Source organism: Vibrio sp. 397, assembly GCF_033339395.1.
GTDB lineage: Bacteria > Pseudomonadota > Gammaproteobacteria > Enterobacterales > Vibrionaceae > Vibrio > Vibrio alginolyticus.
This window is the reverse complement of the sequence record NZ_JAWOUN010000009.1, coordinates 46,969-67,853: the sequence shown is the minus strand read 5'-3', so window position 1 is coordinate 67,853 and position 20,885 is coordinate 46,969. Positions and strand designations below refer to the sequence as shown.

The window sequence follows — 20,885 nt, the reverse complement described above, 5'->3', positions numbered from 1 at the left end:
TCGTGCCTTAGTTTGCGCAGCATGTGACCTAGGCGTTAACAACGTCCGCAAATGGCACAGAGCCGTTGGTCGGCTCTAACTCATTTCTGTCCAAAAGCGAGTTTCAAACTTTGTTGTCACACTTTCGTTGGATAGCCACATTGATTGAATCTAAGTGTCGATCTTTATTGTCAGTATTGGGTTCTTTTAGCCACGATAGTAACGCACTTCGGAAATAGAAAAGTTTCAAACTTTAATGTCCTCCGACAGGATTGGGTATTATTGTCTTTAACGGTATAGGGATGCTTCTGTGTTTCTCTATTGGTTCTTTCGTTGCGTACTTTGGTTATAAAATTTTCAAAAGAGGCGCCTCGTTAAAGGAAGAGGAGCAACTAATCGAATGGAACAATCTCAAGGTTTCATCAAAAGGTGGAGGAGCAATAGTTACATCATGTTCAGCAATTTGGGCAATTGTGGGCTTATATGTTAGCCCTGGCATTTCAAATACTCCAAATGGGCCGGATTATACATCAATTCATAATAAACAGAATATAGAACTTAAGGTTGCAAGTGCGTACGTTGATGACCCTGAATCTATATTGGATAACCCTGAAGAGTTAAAAAAGTATTTTTCCGAGAGTTTGTCATCAAGAGACTATGACGTTGGAATTATTCACGTGAATGGCCGAATTGGAAGGTTGGATTCAGACTCAACAAACTACTTGGTTGATAGTTCAGGAAATACGACCTTAACAGCTGAGGCAGAAGGGGAGTTTGGTAAAGTACTAGTTTTATTCAGACCAAAAGTTAATGAAAAAAATCAATTGATATTTGATGCAGATGCTTTGGTTAAGAATGTGGATATAAATCGTCTAGATAAAGTAACGAGTTCAGACTAATAAATCTTTACTATTCAAGCTACGTTGGTCTTTGGTCATTACCCATAAATCACTGAATAACCCACAGAAACAGAAATACCCAGAATCAATATGCACTTTACGACATTACCTCTAATGGTACAATGCGACATAATTTTCAATAAAAATACTACAAAATGTTCCTAAGAATAGAAAAAATTACAGTTAAGAATCTGTTTGGTTTTTTAAACTATGACATTGAACTTCCAGAGTCCGATCATGTGGTTATTACAGGCCCCAATGGCTATGGTAAGACTATGCTTCTCAAATTGATTCATAATGCTATCTCAAATAACTACAAAGAATTATCTAAAATAAGTTTTGATACATTCGAACTGAAAACCAATCTTGGTCTTGTCCGTTACTTCAACTCAGAATCTGGTATGCAGATCGAGTCATTTCTTAATGACACAAAAAAGATCATCATTCCTTCAACCCAAAACTTGTCTGAAGAAAAGGTATTTGATTACAGAAAAGCTTTTTCTATTCTTATCCATTCTGTACATCTGAATGACGAAACTGAAGCATATAGCATCATTACAAAGCAAAGAGCGTTTCTAGAAGATAAAATGAAGTTTGCGCTAAGTAAATTGCACAAGCTTGACCAGTTGGTTTATGACTTATTTTCATGCATTTCAATAGAATCACACGAAGTTCAAAATAACGCATTACCGTACATGCAGAAAGAGAGGATAGTTGGCCTACAAGACCTGTTAGCACCTTACACTCGTTTCGGATTGCTACCAAAGTCGAGTAAGTATCTCGAATTGAATGACTTAAACCTTGTATCAGACTACACCATTAACTTGAGTGATAAATTGGATGAAATATTCTATGAAGAATCTTTGCATGAAGACTTTGTAGGACGTTTGAGCGAGTTCTCGAAGCTAATTGAGAAGAAAAAGTTTTCATTTAAAACTATAGCAGTTAACCCGGAATACGGCTTCGCATTCTTCAATCATGTTGGTGCTAATATACCTTTAGAAAAGTTGTCTTCAGGCGAGAAGAACCAAGTATCTATTTTCTTTGATCTAATTTTCAAAGCAGAAAATGGTGCAATCATTTTGATAGACGAACCTGAGGTATCTCTACACATTTCATGGCAGAAAGACCTCCTTAATGAGTTCTCTCAAATATCAAAGTTTAATCACTACTCACAGCTTATAGTAACAACGCATTCACCGGATGTGATTGGTGATGAGTGGGAAAGTTCAATTGACCTCTTTGACAAGCATGTGATTGCAAAGAGTAACTAGTTATGTCGAGTTTAAGAGATGCTACCAGAGAACGTAGCGATGAAACTAAATTTAGCGCTCTGCTTTTACAGGTCCAAACTGACCACGTAGGCAATAGGATTATATTTGTTGTTGAAGGCGACTCCGATATTACTCTGTTTAACATGGTGTTGAGAAATACAGAGTTCTTTTACTGCACTCCAGCAAGTGGAAAGGCGGATGTCATAGAAGCTGTTGATAGGCTGAGGACTCGTATTTCTAATCAAGTTTACGGTATAGTCGATGCAGACTTCGACCACGTACTAGAAAAGACTTACAACGATACATTTATGACGGACGTGCATGATACAGAAATTATGATGCTTCATGATGAATTTATCACAGATTTTATAACTGAACATACACAAAATCATATTCTGGGTCCGATGCAGATCGATGAAGTTGGTCAGAGATTAATGAGTAATCTGATGAGCGTCTGTAATGAAATCGGTCTTGTAAAACTCGCTTGTAGGTTGCTGAATTTGAATGTGAGATTCAAAGGTATGAACTACTTTACTAGCGAAGCTGTGACGGTTAACGATTTTAATGTGTCAATAAACATTCAAATCTTAATCGAAGCTGCAATCAGAAGAAGTCCGAGAGTAGAACAAACTCATTGTATCGACATATACAATAAATACGTAGAGTTAAATCAAGCTGGTTATTGTATATATCAGACCGCGAATGGGCATGACTTTTGCCAGTTGCTGGCTCAAGTGTTTAAGCAACCATTATCATCAGATAGAAATGTAACTGTCAAAGGGGTAGAGAAGTATCTTCGAAGCAAATATACAAAGGAGAACTTTGAGCGGACTAATTTATATGAGCAAATGATTAGACTTATTGAGACCGATGCAGAGGTAGAAGAAGTAGCGTAGTTTTTAGGATATCATATTGCCTCATTTCAACAGAAGTGAGGCGTCAATAACTATAACTTTCGTTACTCACTTACTTGAACAACTTTGTTGCCGAAGTATCTTAGTACTTTAGTTGTCCTACCGTTGATGACTGGCAAATCTTCTTTGTTAATCCATCCAATTAGCTCCTGAACATTAGATTTTCCGAATTGGTTCAACTTATACTCACTATCGTATATGCAGTTTGCCATACGTGTTACAGGGTCTCCAGTGCCGTATAGTAGGTATATCAGAGTCTTTTTTACCCTCTGTTCTTCATTACTTCCCATAAAGCTCTCCTTTAATGTATTGAGGCCACCTTTGTAGAAGCGAAACCGGTCATGGAAAGAGTGCAGAATGCAAAGTGCCTCAACTATATCAATCATTGAAGCTGATATGATTGCTTCCTTTGAACCGAGGACTTTTTTTATAAGGGGATAATTATGCGGAACAATGCGATCCTCAAAATGTTCCCATTTTGTATTCATCCATTCATTAATAAGTTTTGCCGTTTTAGACCGTTGTTGTTCATCCCATCCAAGAGGTTGGTGCTTCCAAGTGTCTTGAGTGGCATAGAAGTCGCGAACAAAGCTGAAGAATGAGTCAATTTCTAATCTTAATGGTATTAAGTCACCGTTAACTTTTCTATCGAAGGTTTTGTAGATTTCTACTATTCGATTAAAAGCACTAACTGATTCTTGATATGAACGCTGGTATGTATCTTGGAAAATAGACTTCTGTGATGCTTTCTTTTTACCGCGATTGATGTTCGAGAAGTTCACATCCCCCATGGTGTCGATGACATCGTGTTCCATGTCATTTAATAGTTTATTTGCATGATAGTACTTGTTATAGATACTCCGATAGCATTTGACTGCATCTCTATTGAGCACTTTTGCGTCACGCCAGTATTCACTGAATAACTCTTGCAGTTCTATAAATCTATGATCTTCCGGGTGGATGCCAATCATAACTTCTTGATTAGAATATATGGCGGATCGAGTTAGATTCGCTGAACCCAACAAGATGGACTTATCACCAAAAATGTAAAGCTTAGGATGGAATGAGTTGGTCGTGAAGAACCTAGCTTCAACCTTATTATTGTTTAGTAATCTATCTAGTGCAGATGGTGAGGTTGGAAAACCAAGTCGCACAATGATTTTTAAATTACATCCTTTTCCAAGGACCTCATCTATAACATCAAACTCTGTGAAAAAAGCTGAAGCAATGAATAAGTCCATTCCATCTTCTATATGATCTGTGATGCCATGTTTAATGAAATCATTTTTTGAAGTTCGATTAGTATACAAGTCCATTGGTTTGCTCTCATCACTCTCTTAAAATAGTACAAGCCATTGAGGTTGATAAAAGAGTAACTTATATCAGTAAAAGGATACACTGGCCTAAAGAATTCTGTGGCTACAAGCTTATTTTCGCAAGTTTGGAGTTGATCAAGTAAAGATATAAGGGGAGGGGGAGTTGTATATTTTCTGGTTTGAAAAAAAGAACCCCCTCCTACGCAAAAGCGTAAGAGGGGGACAGAGATAAACGCTTGGGGGCAATTTAACTCCGAAGCGAATTATATACAGGTTTACAGCTTAGTTCAAAGAAAATGACACTATAAACAGTTAAATGCCCAATTTTTCAGCATGATAGATAAACGCCACACTATATGGATAATCCCCAATCTCCTAAAAGCTGATCAAGCTGCTGCTTTTGCTCATCGCTTATATTTTTAACTGTGAAACTGAACTCACCTTTCAAGGAGTCATGTTTTACGTGAACTTCAGAGCCGTTATCAAGTTTCTTCTTAAGTTTCTTTGGCTTTGTCAATGCATCTTGCCCTTGATCCTCATCATGCTCGGCATAGCTGTATGACAGAATCTTTTTTACGATTTGAGCGTTGGCGTGTTTAGCGCTTAATGCTGTAAGCCTTAGGTTTTCTGTCTCTTCTAATAAAGATGAGCAAAAATTTTCAAAGCCTGATTTTTCTTTATCAGAAAGGCTAGTTATTTTCTTGTCTAATTCAATTATTGAAGGTCTTCCTAGATCAGGAACACTAGGAATGACATCTATTAGCCATTTTGGTAGCTCTGCCGCTTTTATACCAGCTGAGACTAAGTTTTTGTCATAGCCTTTCTCGGTGGCAATCTGAATATTGTTCAAACCTTGTTCTTTCTTGAGGTTCAGCCATTGCTTACCTAACTCATAGAGAGACATGGGTCTATGTGTATTACTTACTTCAGATAAAGACTGCTTACTTTCGCGTGTAATATTTTGACTTGTAGCATAGATCTTAAAACCGCGCTTACTGTAGAAACAACCGCTTCTGCGTTGAGAGCCATCAATAACTTCATAAGTGACACCCCCTTGTGAATCAGTGTGTTTTATAGCAAGACCGGGATAGAGTTGACCCTTATCAGAGATCTTGTTGGTAATATCTATAACTGACAGCCGAGACATAATTGATTGATCTCGAACATTATCCTCTGATACGAATGTTTCGGCTTCAATTTTATCAAAAGGAATTTCGACCAGTTGAAACAAGACTTCTTGGCCATCAACCGCAATTTCTAGTTCGGATACTCCTGCTTGAGCTGCCTCGTTAAGGAGTTGCTCCTCTTTCGTTGTGATTGCAACACTATCTGATGATAACTTCGAGGTACGATTACCACCTGGTGTATAAGCTTGGACATTTCTTCTATGACTTGACATGGTGCCCTCTTTATAAATCGATATCTTTTAAGTGATCTTTAAGCTCATTTGCTAAATCAATTACTGAGTCCTTAGAGTCACGTAGCTGTCGAGGGATACAAATACCTTCGCTAGAAGCGACATCTAGTACTGTTCGATAATTTTTGGCTGCGGTATCAAAAGCATTTGAGCGAATGATGTAGTTATTGAATACCATGGAACGGTACTCATCTTTGATACGATTTGATAGCTCAGTATCTCGGTCTTTCTCTTCTTCGACGTTGGTACGGGCAATTTTAATCCAACGAATACCTTCTGAACCTTCTGGCAAAGCTCGAACCTGGTTAGGTAAATTATCCAAGAATTGAGTTGTGGAGCTCCAGTCGAGAGCCTTTGGAGATACTGGTACCAACAAACCATTACAAGCGTACAGTGCACTCCAAGTAAGCGGGTTGATTTGAGGTCCTGTATCAATAAAGATTAAGTCGTATTGGTTACGAATAGGGTCGATAACTCGTTCTTTTAATCTTGGAATTAGGTTTTCTTCTCCGAGCCAATGTAAAGACGAAAATCGCTCATCCTCAGGAAACGCTGGCATGATTCGAACATTAGGTAAGAAGGTATTAAGGATTGCTTCATCAATAATATCCTCATGACTTAAACCATAATTCACGAAATTTTGATATAGAGAATCTTTACCCTCAAGATCCGCTGTCATAATGTCAACGGCAGTGAGTTGGTCCAGATCATTTTGTTTGTATTCCTTAGATTGAGCGAACAATTTAAGTGAACCCTGTGGATCTAAATCAATGATTAGAATGCGGATACGTTCAAGGTGCTGTAAACCTAATGCCTGAGCCAGGTTAATAGTCGTCATGGACTTACCTGTACCACCTTTCTGGTTCTGTACATTGATAATATGAGTACCACGATTAAAATCAGACCATTTTGGCTTACCAGCTAAATCGAGAATTTCATGAATATAGTCTGGCGAATACGCATACTTACCACGGATCATTTCAGGTGGTTGATAGCCTTGCTCCACCCAATCTTCTTCCTTTTTCTTAAACGTGTTGACAGAGTCCCAGCCACACATTTTGCTCATTTTGGTTTGTGGAACTGAGTGATTAAGAATGACCTTGCTGACTTCAAACTGTTCATCGAGTACAACCTTCGATTGCTGAAGGATGTTTGCTCGACGTTCTGACTCGGTACGACTTACGCTCTCGTTTGCTTTTTCCAAATTCTGCAAAACGGATTCAGTGACTGATGACATTGTGACTCTCCATAAAATTGACAGTCACATTGTCAATTAACAGGTGATGACTGTCAATGATAATTAATGGGTATCAATGATATGTTGAGGCTATCATTTTTATTTGAGGCTTTCATCACAGAATCCTAATGAAAAAAGTCAAATACAGTGCGAACAGAATCTATAGGTTGATTTTGTCGCTGTATATGGTCAGATATCTGAGTGTACAGAAACACAATGTATACCCTAAGTTATTAATAAATAGAGAAAAAATAATGAGCGACATTAAAGAGCAATTGCTAGTATTTTTGAGAGAACGGACCGCGGTAGAGGCTGTTGTGTCTCCGAGTGTTTATGTAAAAAGTACTGCAATCCCACGCGAAGATAAGTTAGAAATTGTATTACATCGGCAGTCTACTCCATATAACAGTAAACATTTCATTGATGTGATGATAGAAGTACCTTTAGAAATCAACAGAAAAAATTACGAAATTATTAAGAGCTGGCCTATGTGCAAACTAAACGAATACTCAGATTCTAGTATGTTATTAGTGAAACGCGAAGACTAAAAATCTTGAGTTGTTGAGTAAAGTATGCTTAACGTATATAGTTAAGCATACTTTACAAAGATAGGTTTCTTGTTACCGTGACTAAAGACGAATACATTGAGTGCTATAAACGAAAAGGTTGGACTACAGCACACCTAGCCAATCGGTGGGGGTTTAGCAAGGTAAGAGTCTACCAAATTGCAGAGGAAGTTGAGCTAGGGCATAGTAAGAAACAAGCTCATATAGATATGCTTAACGGGCTACCCAAAGCGCCAAAATCTATTCGAAAACCCTATAAAGAAAACTAGGAGAAGCTTGTGAAAAGGCTTGAGAATGTAATGGAGAATAACAACCTAGCTTTGAGCTTTGGTCCTGCAATAGACTTCTTTGTTGACTGGGGCTTCAAGATAGCGCTTTTAATTTTTGTAGTGGTGTTTATTTCATCTCTAATCACTACTTACTTCAATGGTGCACTACATACTAATGCTCTGTCTGTATTTGGATTGACAGGTTATTTAATCGCTAGTGCTATATATCAAGGCCTGAACGATCATCATCGGGGATACTAATATAAATTTTTCATTTGGCGCTATACAAGAATTGAATCGCGTTCCGTCGCCGGAACGCTGTGAGTCAAAACAAGGTCAAACGTGATATGACATTCAAAGCCGTGCTCCGTTCGGAGACCATTTACTAAGTTGGTGCTCCTCTTTGTTTGGTTCATTTGATAGTGTTTTTGCCTGAGGTTTTTGACCAAGCAAAGCACTTGTTGATCGCTGCTTCTACGATAGATATTTCTACAAAACTACCACTTGTTTAATCCTCTTCGGTATCAAGTGGCATTAGCCATTTATTGAAAGCACCCTAAATCTAACAGTTGCCTTTTTATTTCAGCGAACTGGTCAATGTCAATTATGCTTAGTTGCAGCATTCTATTTGTAATGAATTTTGGTGTTACGTTCATCTGTAAAGCTATCTGCCTCAAACCAATATCTTGACTCAAGTAATTCATCAATTGCTCGTCACTCGAACTGTTCCAGCTATTGGTGGAACGAGGAACACTTTGAGTGATAGTAGTGTTGGTCGAGGTTGCATTTTTCGGCAATTGTTTAGGTTTAATTGATATTTGGTTCTCTGTGTTGTGGCATAAAGAACTTATGCTTTCTACTAGCCCAATTAGACCGTACTCAAAATGAATGTATGGAGTGAAAGTGATAGAAACTATAGATGCATTAGATAGTATCGACTTCGCTAAATCCATTTCGTTGCATTTGTTTTTAGGGATCAACAAATTTATCTTGCCTTCACATTTAGTCTCGATACCAATTACAAGTCCGCCTCTTTTTTCGTGCATTGCATCACTAATAACACCAGCAAAAGTACATTTGGGGCTAAACTTTGATACTCGTTTTCGCCAAGCGTCTCGGTCACGACTTTGCAGTGAAGTAATATATTGCTGACTTGTAGAGGCTGATTTTGGTCCAACAGAGATAATCCATTTAATGAGTGATGGCCAATTTGAGATTTTCATGAGCTGTACCTGAAGGATAATTACACAGTATAAATACCACATTAACACACGCGCGAGTTGAAATAAATCGAATTTATAAAGATTATGGAATATAGTAAATATGTCATTTGCGGATAAATAACAAGGTCTAAAATTATGGTTTATAGCTATATCATTACCCGAGATAGAGAGCGTATTGTAGACAACCTAATGGAACACGGTGAGTTTTCTAATGGTTCAATTAAAGGGAAAGAGTTAAGCCTTGATCATCCATTAGCAAATGAGATGGTAGATACCTTAAAACTAGTGCCTCAAGGCATGGCCAATACCTATTACACCCTTCACCATTTGAAACAGCAAGATTGGGATGTGACTCATGAAAATGGTTATGAGAACTCTCTCATTGCGAGCTTTAGTTTAAATGGAAACCTAAGTTCACTTTTAGATAAAGTCAAAAGTGGAGAGGGGTTTAAGGTAGAAACGAATACCTTCCAGGAGTTCATTGAATCGAATCAAGGTATCGATTTAATCGTAGATTTTCAAAATACGATCACTCAGTCTGATTGTTGGACACCCCAAGGAAAATTAAACAACCCATTAATATCGAACTTCACTGTGGATATGGAGCGTCTTTCAGAGTGGCCCGGCATGCTCGAAGCACTAAATAATCTAGGTATTGATTCAACAAATTTAGAAAACGCTATTAGTGAAAATGGTTTAGAGTCTGCTCTGGAGCTTTGTAAAAGACCAGAAGTACTTTTAGCTTATCAATATAGCCAGGGAAGATTTGCAGACTTGCCAAAGAAGAATCTACCCGGTGCAAGATTTATTCAGAATTTAGATTTAGTAGAAATTGCTGAAGAGTACTTGAAGTTCACTACTGCTCAAAAGCTTGAGGGCGTTGAACCAGACTTTAAACAGTTTTTGTTAGAGCAAGGGGAATCATTAAATGACAAAATTGATAGCGCCGTTAAATCACAAGTTTTATCGTTTATGAATGAGATGCAGCTCGATGACTCCAAAGAAAGTATTGAGTTACTAGACGAAACTGCAACAACACTATACAAACAATTAGATCCGCGAAACGAATTAATGGGCTTAAGGTACCACCTTGAACAACTACTAGACGTATATACAAAAGAATCAGAAGTAGACCATGAAGCTCTATCATTACAATTAAATTTGCAGTTGGATGAGTACAGTGAGAGGGATGCTTTCAATACTTGGTTATTAAACAACATCTTAGAATGCAAGTTAGAGCCGAGTGTAGAACTAAAAAGTAAACATGAAGCTATGGCCTTCCTTGAAAACTCCAATAATGTCACTATTCCGCAGATGATGGCAGCATTAGTACATTTATCTAACCAAGACCTTAGTAAAATACAAGCGACCCTGGATGGTGAGCTTGTTGGGTCAACTAACCATACATCTGAGTATTATGCGGACCTTATTAAAAAATTTGAAGGGATAGTATCCCAGTTATCGGTGGACCAAGGTATTGATGTATCAAAAGCAAAGGAAGATGTATTCAGTAGAATAGTGGAATCTTTATCGCTAAACAAACCTGTTTCGCAAGAAGCTTTGAGCGATAGTTTATCGAATGAATTATACCAGCTAGCTGAGGCTACAAGGTTTTCGCCAATAGGTTCTGAGAAAGCTGACCCCATTCAAAAACTGACCATAAAAGATGTTCGAGCAATCATTTTACCTGAAGCAGTAACTGAGCCTGAAATTATCGATCAAATGTTGGCAATAGAGAAGCTGAGGGAGGAAGGCTTTAAAGGTAAAACTATTCTTTACAGTGAGCTCGAGCGTGATGGTAAAGCTCAAGCTGTACATTCTTTTATAAAACATAATCCTGACACGTTAAGAACAATAGGTGCTGCTCCCACTTCCCAAGTAGATCCTGAGCTGGATATCCCCAAATCAATAAAGATTCTTGAAGAGATTCAGGCTAATCACCCTTACTTAAAGATTCGTGTACATGAAACGATAGATTCAATGAACTTTCTTAGTAATGATCTGAAAAGTTACAGCTCTACACTCGCTGGGGTTGCCCACAATGGTGAAATGCATGTGAATCTACAAAGTGAACATAACGCATATGAGTCAGGACTTCGAAAGACTATTGCACATGAAGCGGTACACTTGGGATTTAAGAAGATGTTCACAAACTCCGAGTATGTGGACCTTATGGAGACTGTTTGGCAAAACATTTCCACTGAAGACAAGGCTACAATAAAACAAAACTATGGGCACCTTGATGAAAACAAGCCTCTAGATAGACGTAGCCTTGCGGAAGAATGGTTAGCAATGAAGGCTGAAAGTATTGATCTAAGAGATATTGATCGTATACAGCCAGTTATTAAGGTTTCATTGGTTAACAAGCTCCAAGGGTTTAGGGACTCTGTTCTCAAGAAATTAGGCAAGGTTACCGAGACCTCTTTAAATGTGGATGAGCTCCTGGTAAACGCGATTAAAAAGGCTGGAGAGTTCAACCAGTTCATTGATGGTAAAGTAATTGATCAAGGTTTGGTCGTTAGAAAAACAGGTTATGTTGAACATGAGCATCAGTCGTTTGACCTGTATCGTGGTTATAAAGCGAATTTAGACGCTGGTAGAAATTTATCTACAGAGGTGCAGATTGCAGCTAAACAAGACTTTATCCATAAGTACTCGAACAATGGGCACATTAAACTCTTAAATATCACTTTCGATAATAATAATGAACCCAAACTTGAAGGTAGTCAGTTAAGCCTACCGTACTCTGCAAACCCCAAGGACCTTCTTGAGATATTAAGGCAGGTTGAGGTAAGTTCGTGGACAGGTAAACCATCTTTGCATTCTAACATAAGTACTGAAATAGAAGCTGTTGACAGGGCTGAACCAACTCCACCAGCAGTTGTTAAAGCCAAGCTTGGTAATATAGTTAATGAGTTCACTATAGATACATCTGTGAATAATGAAATTCTCAATAAGCTTTCTGGACCAGTAAAAGACAAGTGCAAACAAGTAGACGAAAAAGTTAAACAAGAGGTTGACACTGATATGAATTTAGGAATTGGATTTTAAGTTGTATATGCTGTAACCTATTATAAAACAACAGGAGGCTTCCTATGGTTGCTGCAATTGCTCTTCTTCCATTACTTGGTGTTATAGCGGCTATTTTTTGGGGGTTGAATATGTACTACACACTCGTTCCTAACTGGTTAATTCCAGTAGTGTGCGTCGTGGTAGTCGCCTCAATATTCCAAATTAAGGTGACATACAAAGAACTAAATGAATCGGAAATAGATAGTTTTATTGGGCGGTTCTTGTTCTCAATACATCGAACAGTTCGACAGTATATGAGAGCGGCATTTATGCCAGTTGTACCTGATTTTAGTTTTGTAAAACAAACCCTCAATATCATGACGAAACGAAAAGATGATGAATAAGAAATTAATGTTAGCTGTAATGTTGAGCGCCTCCCTTTTCGGTTGTGCTCAAAATGATAGTCTTGATCCAGTATTTGGTTTTACTGGTGAATATGGTGCTGGTGGTACAAGAATCCCTAATAATCCAGCATACTTAGTTGATCCTGGGTTAACTACTGAAACTGAACTATTTAAGATATTCGGTGAGCCCCAACTAACCCAAAGTTTCCCATGGGGTAGAGTAGTTACTTATAGATATTGGGAAAATAAAATTGGGTTGCCGATGTATGAAGAGTATGTTGACTTTGTTTTTAACGATAGAGGTTTCCTTGATAAGGTGGCAACCTATTCTCAAAGGGGCTCTAAGCGGGTTGAAACAAATCAATCCAAAATGATAGAGAGAGAAGAAGAGTGTCCAAGTCACTACACAGTGTGCCAGTCATACGAAAACTTCAGTCATTAGAATCCTCACTTCATGCGTTTGCTCACTCCTTAGAGCAAACGTACTTTAACGTTCAGTTAAACAATCCCTCTGACATCAAACCAATTAAAGCGGTCATTAGAGCTATAACGGCGATCACTTACGATGAATACCAATCAGGACGAGAGTTAAACCAGTTACCTGGAGTGGTCTTCATTCCTGAAGATGTAGTTCCCAAATTACTAGAAGTAAATCATGCCAAAAAGGCATTTTCAGACGCTGTAAAAGAAGCTAAGGCCTCGAGTAAATGCAAAAGCAATACTGCCGCATTGAATTATGTAAGAAAATTATTAACAGAGATAGGCATGCAAAGGGTTCACTTTAAACAATGTGAACGCTTGCTGGTGGTAGAAGAGGCGCTACCTAAAAAAATAGTTTTTTATAACGAATCAAAAGGGTGGGGTAACCAAAAGAAATACTCAAAAGAAGAAGCGCTTGAGTTAGCTAAAGAAATCATTGATAACGGTTCTGATAGCTTTGACATCGTTTCTAAGAAAATTGCAGAGATTTCTGATTCGGAGTTTCTTGTGCACCGGACGCCAAGTCCAACAAGTATTAAAGCGAACATCACTAAATATGTACCAGGAGTGGGAGAGAAAAGTCATTCAAGAGTTGCTTCGTTACCAATATTTGTTGTAACTACCGATATGGATTCAGCGAGAACGGTACTCATTGGTTCTATGGTTTCGATTGAGTCTACCCCAAAGTCTAAAAGACTGGGGTCTAGTAAAGCTCGTAGTAAGTTTGAAGAGCAACCCTATATCTCAACTTTGCGTCTATATCGATATAAGCCCGAATATAGATAGAAAAATTTACAAACCAATCTATAATATATGATATTAAATTGGAGGGTTAGAGATGCACAAGCGTAGAGATAATTTGCAAAAGACGATACTCATTGTTTGGTTTCTGTGTTCTAGCATTGTACTTGGGATTCAGCTATTACCTAGCCCAATTGATAATGCAAGTGCAAGTCAGATAGAGTCAAAAGCCGGAAATCTGGAGCCAGATGACAGCCTGATCAATCTGGATACAATTCTTACCTATATGCCTACCGAAGTACCTCATTCCAGAAATAAACAGTAGCTATAAAATGATTTAATATGGTATTAAATACCATTGACAAACACTTTGCTCAACTATAATATATAACAAAACAGAGCGAGGTAGTTATGGTTACAATAGCTAGCAATAACAGCAATCCTTCACCTAAAAGCGTGGCTCTTGCTGCTGCTTTAGGGCAAATTGAAAAACAATTTGGCAAGGGTGCTGTGCAAAGCCTTGGGGGCGAAGCAACAACTAACAATCTTGACATCGTATCTACAGGCTCACCTAAGCTTGATAAAGCTTTAGGAGTGGGCGGGTTAGCGCGAGGTCGTATTCATGAAGTTTTTGGCCCGGAGAGCTCCGGAAAGTCGACATTGGCATTGGAAGTCATTGCTGAAGCACAAAAGAAAGAAAGTATTTGTGCCTTCATTGATGTTGAGCATGCGCTTGATCCTGGATATGCCAAATTAATTGGCGTTAATAGCGAAGAATTGTATGTTTCGCAGCCAAATAGTGCGGAGGAAGCTCTGTCTATTGCAGAAACTCTTGCTCTATCGGGAGCAGTAGACATTATTGTTATCGATAGTGTCGCAGCAATGTGTCCTAAAATGGAGTTAGAAGGAGAGATGGGGGCAGCTAGTATGGGCCTTCATTCGAGGTTAATGTCGCAAGCATGCCGGAAGCTAACAGGTATTCTAAAGAAAACGAATACCATGGCTATTTTCATAAACCAAATTCGTTTTAAAATTGGTGGTTTTGGAAACCCTGAGACAACAACAGGTGGAAATGCTTTAAAGTTCTACGCTACAACGCGAATTGATATTCGCAGAACGGGGAGCTATAAAGTCACCGATTGTACAATGGGTAATGAAACCAGGATTAAGGTTGTCAAAAACAAACTTGCCCCTCCATTTAAACAAGCTGAAACCAAAATATTGTTTGGTAAGGGTTTCGATTACTACGGTGAAGTTCTTGATTTAGGCTTAGATGCTCGAATTATAGACAAACGTGGTACTTGGTACCTTTACAAAAACCTTAAGCTTGGGCAGGGCAGATTGTCAGCGACAGAGGCCTTAGAAAACGACAAAGTCCTTCTTGAAGAGATATTATCTCGGATTAATTAGATTAAGGTATGTTGCGGGAAAACCGCAACATAAAGGCATAATGTTATTTAGTGACTTTCAGAAAAATCTAGACAAATTACCTTTTGATGAATTGCAATCACGGAGAAAGGGGCAGTCTGTACGCTCATTAGCTTATTTTCTTGGCTCAAATGAAGTCGCGATTCAAAAGTACAAAAATAATCCCGACGAACCTGTAAAGGAATCGCATATTCGATGCGTTGATTTTCTTTTGAAAATGCCAAAAGAGCAACAGATCCACATTCTATCTCAGAGTGTAAACAATCCTATCTTAAGCGTTACAGAGTCACAGCGCTGTAAAGTGAAGCATTATGATGCTCTGGAGAGTCGTCTCCTGAAGCTGGGTATGTCGAAGTTAGGGGTGTATTCATTATTGGGTACTCGTAATAGCGTTGTGGATAACGCACGAAAAAAAGGCGCCATGTCAAAAGGCTTGGCAGCGATCGTTGGGTTAACGAGTCGATTTAGTAATGATGAGCTCTTGGAACTAGCTGTCGAATACGAGACATCTGAGCGAAAATTGCCCGCTTTGAAAGAAAAGCTTATGAAAAAGCATTCTAAGTCCTCAACTTAACGACAAAAGTTGAACTGCAAGCTCAAAACGTGAATCTGGATAAGGATAATCTGAGAGCAATCAATAAACTAGCGAAATCGCTGGTTTATTTAGAAAACTAATCTATGTCATTTACGTATAAAAAAAAGGATTTGAAGTGAAAAACTACTTAGCACTCTCGATTTTAGTAGTCCTATCTGGCTGTGGTGGTGGCGGAGAAGGTGGTGGCACCAATAGCAGTAGTGGCGATAAGTCACTTGTACTTACTGTAACAGATCCAACTCAATCACTAGTGGAGAATGGGGCGTCAATAACCGTCCAATTAGAAACAAACTCAAAATCAGATAACTACACTCTTACTGTAAGAGATCCACAGTCGGTTCTCAATCAAATTCCTCTAAGTGAATATGAAAAAAATATTCATTGGTCTGTAAATAAATCGAATTTAATTCTTTCAGCAGATGAATTACTTAAGTCTTCAGGTGATTTGAGCCTCACACTGACACTTGAAGATGGCAGCGAGCAAATATCTACGAACTTTAGCCTTGATATTGTTAACACAAGTCTTAATGAGCGTCTTGAAGTCGCTTCAACGTACATCGATAACAGTGAAGAGATTAAGCAGTTTTCGGAGCTAAAATCACTCCAACATGCTTATGAAAAGGTTTTTTTATTGATGGGTCATGGTCAGCTCCCATTTACACCCGAATTTGATGAGCAGGTATACCTGGACAAACTAAACGACATCAAGTTGGCAGTAAGCAAGGTGCATAATGGTGGTATAGAGACTCTACTTGTTAATCCATTATCAAGTTTTGAATCTGAACTAAACGCAAGCGCTAAACAATACATAGATCATCTGAACAAGATTGCCGCAAAAGAGAATAGCCTGAGTGTACTCCCAGCAGTGGATTTCAATGCCTCTTCGACAGGCTATTCATTCTTTAAAGGTAATGTGAACTACGGTCAGTTTACTGAACTGTCAGTTTTCAAGTTCAACCCTGAATTTCAGTTTGTTGAAAATTTAACTGACCCTACTTACGGCAATTGCAGCATTTAAGGACAAATAGAATGAACAAAATCACCCTATCTCTACTAATTAGCGCTGCAGTTTTTAAAGGTTATGCTCATGCGAACATTGCAGAACCTATCTTATTTAAAGGAGTCGATCCTTTAGCGATGTCAGACTCAACTGGTTACCACCAGTCACAGTTAAATACCTATTGGGCAGACCAAGACTTACTTAAAGGGGCGAATAGTATTTCTAAGGCCAGAGATACTGCAAAAACCAATAACGTGACACGTGTGGGTGTTATAGATGGAGGCTTTTTAAATACTCCAGAGCTTCCTTTTGTTGATGGATATAGTTTTATCGGAACTGAAGGTTACACAGCAAATTTTGACACACCGATATCTGACCGTGGTGAACACTGCGATATAGGTCATGGCAATATGGTTGCATCACTAATTGGTGCCAACCCTCAAGGGGATGGCGTAAAAGGTGTAGCTGATGTTGAATTGGTTGCAGCTCGAGCACTGAAATGTAGTGAAGCAAAAGTTGAAGACTTAACTGCTGCAATCAAGTGGCTGAGTGGACAAGAGGTTCCTGGTGTACCGCTAATTTCAGAGCCAGTTGATGTTATAAATATGTCGTTAACGTTGCGGAACACAATGTGTGGTGGTGACGTTCAAGACGCGATTCGAGTAGCGCAAGATAAGGGGATTACTTTTGTGGCAGCGCAAGGGAATCGAGGCGTTAATTATGAAACAGGGTTACCAAAAGATTGTCCCGGTGTGATCGGAGTAGGCTCAAACCAATTAGATGGATATAAGTCTGGGTTTTCTAACTTTGATGTTAACGTAGACATTGTTGCTTATGGTGACCGCCTCTCATTGCCGACAATCGTTGATTCGAATAATGATGGAGCTTTGGACTACACCGAAACGGCTGGAACGAGTCTTTCGACACCTCTAGTAACGGGCACAATTGCACTAATGCTCAACGAAAATCCCGATTTAACTCCTACAGAAATCATTACCATTCTTAAACAATCGACAGGCAAACCAGTGGTCGGTGAAGCGGGAAGTGGTTTTCTTAATTATTCTTGTGACAATGGATATTGCGGCTATGGTGTTTTGAATGCATATGAGGCAATGCTTCAAATGAGAAAGTTGTCAGAGGAAGGGGTAGCGTTAAAAAGTCCACTAGCTGGTGAGTGTGATGTAGAGTTTTACTTAGATACTCTCGGTGGTTCTATTGATGTTTGTTCAATGGGGGAGTTTAAGTTAAATGATCATGTCACTAGCGATAACACCAAAATAGAAGTTTATAAAGTTTCAAGCCTTGATTCATTAGATGTGGCAGGTGCTGAATTAGTTACAGACACTACAAATGGAAAACTTATGCTTCCAAATGTGGGTAATGAGCTCTTTGCCTACCGTATGTGTGAAAAGAACTTCGTTGATGAGTACCATTGCTTTAGCGATGAATTAACGCCACTAACGGTTTCTAATCTCGAAAAACCTCACCAATGTAATCTCTAGAAACTGAAATCTAACTAATTGATAAACCCTGGATATTTTCCGGGGTTTATTATATATGATAGTTGACTGCTTTTTGTTTTGCTGTCACAATATACCATATTAAAACAGCTTTGGGGGCAAAATGAAACCAACGTTAGAACAACAAAACGTCATATACAAACCTGTTAGGCTTGCTGTGATCAAAGCGCTTGCAGGAACTGGTAAAACTACATTATTTAGATTGTTCGCGAATGCATATCCAGAGCTAAGAATGCTCTATATTACTTATAATCGTCCGATCGCAGATGCCGCTAATTTACCTCCCAATTGTCTATCACTCACTGGCCATCAGTTAGCATATCAATTCGTAGGAAAATACTACCGCCACAAGTTTGCAGAAAACCTCAGCATGGGGCTGATTAGAAAGCACCTCAGGTGCGACTGGTCCATCGCAAACGGGACTATGGTTACTTTAGAAAACTATTTTTGTAGTGAAGATCAAGAAATAGAAAAAAAACACGCTCCATACAACCCCAAAAATAAAAAATCATTGGATATTCAAGAACAGCTAGTTTCTAGTGCCAAGCAAATCTGGAATGAAATGCAGTTATTGGAAAGTCCGGTTCCCATGACGCACGATGGTTACCTAAAAGGTTTCTCTATTGCCCAAGTAGATTTGAGCGAGCATTTTGATGTGCTACTTGTAGATGAGGGGCAAGACCTTAACCCTGCAGTGAGAGCTTTTATGAAAGCTCAAACTAATATGAGAGTCTATGTATGTGGTGATGAGTCGCAACAAATTTATCGTTATCGCGGTGCCGAAGATGCACTGAAAGTTCAAGAAAATAGTGGAGCCGAAGTTTTCTCATTAACCCAGTCATTTCGCTTCAATGAACAGGTTGCTACATATGCCAATGCCTTTCTGAACCAACTTGGTGTTCATGAACGGCTTAAGGGGACCGATAATGGCATTATCGAGTCTGTTTTAACTTCAGAAAACGATTTAGATGAAAATCTCCAGATAGCCTATATCAACCGTACGATCGTATTAACGATTGAAGTCGCGATAGAAGCTGACGAACGTGGCAAGAGCATTTACTGGACTGGAGGTTTTAATAACTATCCATTTAACGAGCTCTTTGATTTACTCTACTTGAAGCTAGAGCAGTACGATAAAATACGCTCACGCGACTTTAAGCGTGATTTTACTACATTCGAAGATTTCGTAGAAGTTGCGAAAAAAACGAAAAACATCGATATGGCTAGAATCCTCAGACTTGTCTCTAAATATGATACTGGTTTGTTTGATATTTATGAGAACTTGAAGCTTTCTAAAGTGGATAAAATTGAGGCTGCTGAAGTTGTCGTAGGAACTTGCCACAGAACGAAAGGCTTAGAGTTTGACCAGGTGGTGCTAGGGGATGATTTTTGTGACCAATTGAAATTAATCGAGCGTACAGAAGACGAAATTCGAGATGAGTTGAATCTAATGTATGTCGCCATCACAAGAGCCAAGTTACGATTCGTAGAATCCCATCCATTTCATTCTGTACGACGTTGCTCACAAAACATTTTTGAACTGGCAAGAGAGTTTCAAAAGAACAAAAGAAGTAGCTCAGGCCGTTTTAAAAAGAGACGCTAATCATAATTCTATCGAGATGAGTAAATTAGGAGAAGTAAGTAAATGGCACTTTTTGACAGAGAAACGAGAGAGTTGATAGAAAAGTTGATCAATCAAGTTGATGTTGATCTTCGAACCGATTTTAGTATAGGTATCATTTCTAGTGAAAATGAATATACATCTGTCCTAACTGCAGAAATTCGTAATAGGATTAATGCTAGGCTACCGTTAAAATCAGCTGCATTTTCACAGAAGTTGAAATCAAATGAAGAGCAAGCATGGGGCGTTGATGCTTGTGTTTTATTGATTGATTATGACAAGGGAGTCGGGAAACTATGTTTGTTTGAAGCAAAAAGTGATCGGCCAAATTGGGACTATCTGAAACCTAATTATCAACCACCTACCTCTCACTTTTCATCTCAAATAGCCCGTCAGGTAGTACCTAACAAACAGGGATTTGTTGTATGGGAGCAGTTTTATTCAAGCAAACCAAATGGTACACCTATAGGTGACCGAAATCCTAATGGTTCTACCTGTATTCTCCATTATCTTGCATACTACCATAATGATATTCCTCCTAATCCGAACGTTTGGAGTGATAATGATATTGATACCCTTGCTCTAGAGAAGCAAAGGGTTTCCAAAATGGGGAGCTTAGTACGTACGGTTTGCAAATGTAAATTAGGGAAACGTTTCGATTTTAGTGAACTAGAAGAATTACTCAGAGAACGTATACCAGTGAGGCACATTTTGTTTTTAGAAGGGGGCAGGGCTGTCTCAGAAAACAATAGCAATCATTCTATTGCTAAACGATATCAGGAAAGGTTCCCTGACTATAAAGAGAGTACTGGTAGGCAGTAAGTGTTGAATTCTTAGTTGGTTTTTTCTTATGTAATAGTGTGAGTAGAATAAAGCTTCATACTGAGCATTAAAGTTTCATACTAAATTGGCAGCGTTACCTAGTTTCACTGCCACTTTTTACTATTTGAGTAGCGAGCCAAGAACGGTCACAATGCAACCAGCGTAAAT

Annotated in this window: 19 protein-coding genes; 15 read left to right on the top strand and 4 right to left on the bottom strand. The window is 38.6% G+C overall.

The genetic code is table 11. The features are described 5' to 3' along the window. The first annotated feature begins 251 nt into the window (after positions 1-251). The 3 genes from R7P36_RS15550 (at position 252) to R7P36_RS15540 (ending at position 3,048) form a co-directional block, all read left to right on the top strand. Positions 252-878, top strand: a complete 627-nt coding sequence (locus R7P36_RS15550) for a hypothetical protein (RefSeq protein ID WP_213899635.1) — start codon at positions 252-254, stop codon at positions 876-878. Between the two features lie 155 nt (positions 879-1,033). After that, the gene (locus tag R7P36_RS15545) at positions 1,034-2,152 is read left to right on the top strand and encodes an AAA family ATPase (RefSeq protein ID WP_042776222.1); all 1,119 of its coding nucleotides are present in this window, start codon (positions 1,034-1,036) and stop codon (positions 2,150-2,152) included. A gap of 2 nt (positions 2,153-2,154) precedes the next feature. Continuing rightward, on the top strand, positions 2,155-3,048 hold the full coding sequence (locus tag R7P36_RS15540) for a DUF4435 domain-containing protein (protein ID WP_077284327.1): 894 nt from the start codon (positions 2,155-2,157) through the stop codon (positions 3,046-3,048). A gap of 62 nt (positions 3,049-3,110) precedes the next feature. Here the strand turns inward: R7P36_RS15540 and R7P36_RS15535 are convergent, their stop codons facing one another. The 3 genes from R7P36_RS15535 to R7P36_RS15525 form a co-directional block, all read right to left on the bottom strand. Next, entirely contained in the window at positions 3,111-4,382 is a 1,272-nt protein-coding gene (locus R7P36_RS15535) for a phospholipase D family protein (RefSeq protein WP_077284325.1), read from the bottom strand. Between the two features lie 352 nt (positions 4,383-4,734). Next, positions 4,735-5,781, bottom strand: coding sequence for a ParB N-terminal domain-containing protein (locus R7P36_RS15530; protein WP_025633951.1), 1,047 nt, complete (start codon positions 5,779-5,781; stop codon positions 4,735-4,737). 10 nt (positions 5,782-5,791) lie between these two features. Continuing rightward, positions 5,792-7,036: a ParA family protein gene (locus R7P36_RS15525; protein WP_025633952.1), complete on the bottom strand. Its 1,245-nt coding sequence runs from the start codon at positions 7,034-7,036 to the stop codon at positions 5,792-5,794. Between the two features lie 254 nt (positions 7,037-7,290). On the opposite strand from R7P36_RS15525, the gene R7P36_RS15520 reads away from it, so the two are divergent. Both R7P36_RS15520 and R7P36_RS15515 read left to right on the top strand, forming a co-directional pair. Further along, the gene (locus tag R7P36_RS15520) at positions 7,291-7,584 is read left to right on the top strand and encodes a hypothetical protein (protein ID WP_025633953.1); all 294 of its coding nucleotides are present in this window, start codon (positions 7,291-7,293) and stop codon (positions 7,582-7,584) included. Between the two features lie 296 nt (positions 7,585-7,880). Next, positions 7,881-8,132 (top strand): hypothetical protein, encoded by a 252-nt coding sequence (locus tag R7P36_RS15515; protein WP_025633956.1) that lies wholly within the window; start codon positions 7,881-7,883, stop codon positions 8,130-8,132. Between the two features lie 281 nt (positions 8,133-8,413). On the opposite strand, the gene R7P36_RS15510 is transcribed toward R7P36_RS15515, so the two are convergent. Then, complete coding sequence (locus R7P36_RS15510; RefSeq protein ID WP_025633958.1) at positions 8,414-9,094, bottom strand: hypothetical protein; 681 nt, start codon at positions 9,092-9,094, stop codon at positions 8,414-8,416. A gap of 135 nt (positions 9,095-9,229) precedes the next feature. Here R7P36_RS15510 and R7P36_RS15505 point away from each other — a divergent pair, with 135 nt between their 5' ends. From R7P36_RS15505 to R7P36_RS15460, 10 genes are all read left to right on the top strand, one after another. Beyond that, entirely contained in the window at positions 9,230-12,145 is a 2,916-nt protein-coding gene (locus R7P36_RS15505; RefSeq protein ID WP_077284323.1) for a hypothetical protein, read from the top strand. Between the two features lie 44 nt (positions 12,146-12,189). After that, complete coding sequence (locus R7P36_RS15500; protein WP_025633960.1) at positions 12,190-12,510, top strand: hypothetical protein; 321 nt, start codon at positions 12,190-12,192, stop codon at positions 12,508-12,510. Then, on the top strand, positions 12,500-12,952 hold the full coding sequence (locus R7P36_RS15495) for a hypothetical protein (protein WP_138058892.1): 453 nt from the start codon (positions 12,500-12,502) through the stop codon (positions 12,950-12,952). The genes R7P36_RS15500 and R7P36_RS15495 overlap by 11 nt, the downstream gene beginning before the upstream one ends. Continuing rightward, positions 12,901-13,776: a hypothetical protein gene (locus tag R7P36_RS15490; RefSeq protein ID WP_139351515.1), complete on the top strand. Its 876-nt coding sequence runs from the start codon at positions 12,901-12,903 to the stop codon at positions 13,774-13,776. Before R7P36_RS15495 ends, R7P36_RS15490 begins: the two co-directional genes overlap by 52 nt. 366 nt (positions 13,777-14,142) lie before the next feature. Next, positions 14,143-15,141 (top strand): recombinase RecA, encoded by a 999-nt coding sequence (gene recA / locus R7P36_RS15485; RefSeq protein ID WP_077284321.1) that lies wholly within the window; start codon positions 14,143-14,145, stop codon positions 15,139-15,141. Then, positions 15,113-15,733 (top strand): hypothetical protein, encoded by a 621-nt coding sequence (locus tag R7P36_RS15480; protein WP_148299822.1) that lies wholly within the window; start codon positions 15,113-15,115, stop codon positions 15,731-15,733. Before recA ends, R7P36_RS15480 begins: the two co-directional genes overlap by 29 nt. Before the next feature lie 136 nt (positions 15,734-15,869). Continuing rightward, positions 15,870-16,772, top strand: coding sequence for a hypothetical protein (locus R7P36_RS15475; protein ID WP_025767135.1), 903 nt, complete (start codon positions 15,870-15,872; stop codon positions 16,770-16,772). An 11-nt stretch (positions 16,773-16,783) separates the two neighbouring features. Further along, positions 16,784-18,256: a S8 family peptidase gene (locus R7P36_RS15470; RefSeq protein ID WP_077284319.1), complete on the top strand. Its 1,473-nt coding sequence runs from the start codon at positions 16,784-16,786 to the stop codon at positions 18,254-18,256. Between the two features lie 121 nt (positions 18,257-18,377). Beyond that, a complete protein-coding gene (locus R7P36_RS15465; protein WP_025767133.1) occupies positions 18,378-19,877 on the top strand; it encodes a UvrD-helicase domain-containing protein in 1,500 nt (499 codons plus the stop codon). Between the two features lie 42 nt (positions 19,878-19,919). Beyond that, positions 19,920-20,717, top strand: coding sequence for a hypothetical protein (locus R7P36_RS15460; RefSeq protein WP_025767132.1), 798 nt, complete (start codon positions 19,920-19,922; stop codon positions 20,715-20,717). The last annotated feature ends 168 nt before the right edge of the window (positions 20,718-20,885 follow it).

Excerpts from the sequence above, each read along its gene's own strand:
- R7P36_RS15460 (WP_025767132.1), top strand. The coding sequence starts at position 19,920 with ATGGCACTTTTTGACAGAGAAACGAGAGAGTTGATAGAAAAGTTGATC.
- R7P36_RS15530 (WP_025633951.1), bottom strand. The coding sequence starts at position 5,781 with ATGTCAAGTCATAGAAGAAATGTCCAAGCTTATACACCAGGTGGTAAT.
- R7P36_RS15535 (WP_077284325.1), bottom strand. The coding sequence starts at position 4,382 with ATGGACTTGTATACTAATCGAACTTCAAAAAATGATTTCATTAAACAT.
- R7P36_RS15540 (WP_077284327.1), top strand. The coding sequence starts at position 2,155 with ATGTCGAGTTTAAGAGATGCTACCAGAGAACGTAGCGATGAAACTAAA.
- R7P36_RS15470 (WP_077284319.1), top strand. The coding sequence starts at position 16,784 with ATGAACAAAATCACCCTATCTCTACTAATTAGCGCTGCAGTTTTTAAA.
- R7P36_RS15505 (WP_077284323.1), top strand. The coding sequence starts at position 9,230 with ATGGTTTATAGCTATATCATTACCCGAGATAGAGAGCGTATTGTAGAC.
- R7P36_RS15545 (WP_042776222.1), top strand. The coding sequence starts at position 1,034 with ATGTTCCTAAGAATAGAAAAAATTACAGTTAAGAATCTGTTTGGTTTT.
- R7P36_RS15500 (WP_025633960.1), top strand. The coding sequence starts at position 12,190 with ATGGTTGCTGCAATTGCTCTTCTTCCATTACTTGGTGTTATAGCGGCT.
- recA (WP_077284321.1), top strand. The coding sequence starts at position 14,143 with ATGGTTACAATAGCTAGCAATAACAGCAATCCTTCACCTAAAAGCGTG.
- R7P36_RS15525 (WP_025633952.1), bottom strand. The coding sequence starts at position 7,036 with ATGTCATCAGTCACTGAATCCGTTTTGCAGAATTTGGAAAAAGCAAAC.
- R7P36_RS15495 (WP_138058892.1), top strand. The coding sequence starts at position 12,500 with ATGATGAATAAGAAATTAATGTTAGCTGTAATGTTGAGCGCCTCCCTT.
- R7P36_RS15510 (WP_025633958.1), bottom strand. The coding sequence starts at position 9,094 with ATGAAAATCTCAAATTGGCCATCACTCATTAAATGGATTATCTCTGTT.
- R7P36_RS15520 (WP_025633953.1), top strand. The coding sequence starts at position 7,291 with ATGAGCGACATTAAAGAGCAATTGCTAGTATTTTTGAGAGAACGGACC.
- R7P36_RS15465 (WP_025767133.1), top strand. The coding sequence starts at position 18,378 with ATGAAACCAACGTTAGAACAACAAAACGTCATATACAAACCTGTTAGG.